The sequence below is a fragment of the Roseovarius amoyensis genome (assembly GCF_003260265.1).
GTDB lineage: Bacteria > Pseudomonadota > Alphaproteobacteria > Rhodobacterales > Rhodobacteraceae > Roseovarius > Roseovarius amoyensis.
On the sequence record NZ_QITQ01000083.1, the window covers coordinates 1 to 1,050 of the forward strand.

The window sequence follows — 1,050 nt, forward strand, 5'->3', positions numbered from 1 at the left end:
GGCTCTGTTGCACAAATCGTGGTGTGAACGGACGTCCCCTTTCCCTGGGCACACTTATCCTACGGGCTCAGTGACGGGTATACCAAGAGCGGTGTAGCGATTGAGCACCGCGATCCGGACTTGGAGCTCAGCAACCTGCCGGTCGAAGTCTCGGGCCATGAGGCCTTGGCCAAGCAGTTTAACGCAGTTCATCTTCGCCTCTGCGCGGCTCCGGCGGTGATATCGGGTCAACTTTCGCCACAAAGCACGCCCGAGATATTTGCAGGCTCTCACAGCTTCGTTTCGCGCGATAGCGCCCGCCGTGGTTGGTTTCCAAGGTTGGGCGTTCTTACGCGGCGGGATGATGGCTGCGGCACCCCGAGCAGCAATCACCTTGTGACATCTTCTCGTGTCATAGGCCCCATCAGCGGTGACGGTGGCGATCTCCTGGTCGGGTGGGATTTGTTCCAGCAAGTCGGGCAGCATGGGTGCATCGCCGACATTGCTTGTCGTGACGCCGACCGCGCGGATCTCCAGTGTTTCCTCGTCCATACCGAGGTGAAGCTTGCGCCACAGGCGTTTCTTGCTCCCGCCATGCTTGCGCGCGTTCCACTCCCCTTCGCCCTCGGCTTTGATCCCTGTCGCATCGATCAGAAGATGCAACGGACCAGTTCCGCCACGGTAAGGGATCGAGACATTCAACGCCTTCTGGCGGCGACACAGAGTGCTGAAGTCCGGAACTTTCCAGTCGAGCCCAGCCAGTCGCAACAAGCTTTCGACAAACCCCGTCGTCTGCCGAAGGGGCATACCGAAAAGCACCTTCATCGTCAGGCAAGCTTGGATCGCGGCGTCGCTGAACTCGGGCTGACGACCGCGCCTACCCGTCGGAGCCGCGTGCCAGGGCATCTCGGGATCAAACCAGATTGCAAGTGAACCGCGCTGCTTCAGCGCCGTGTTGTACGAAGGCCAGTTCCTGGTCTTGTACTTCGTAGGTGACCAACTGCTCATGACAGCCAGCTATCACGCTGGATTCAAACAGTGAATCCCTCAGCCAATTTGTGCAACAAAGCC

1 protein-coding gene is annotated in these 1,050 nt (G+C 59.2%); it reads right to left on the reverse strand.

All coding sequences use genetic code 11. The features are described from left to right. Positions 1–54 precede the first annotated feature (54 nt). Positions 55–987 (reverse strand): IS5 family transposase, encoded by a 933-nt coding sequence (locus tag DL899_RS19255; RefSeq protein WP_111735914.1) that lies wholly within the window; start codon positions 985–987, stop codon positions 55–57. Positions 988–1,050: the final 63 nt, after the last annotated feature.

Coding starts and splice junctions, on each gene's coding strand:
- DL899_RS19255 (WP_111735914.1), bottom strand. CDS start 987: ATGAGCAGTTGGTCACCTACGAAGTACAAGACCAGGAACTGGCCTTCG.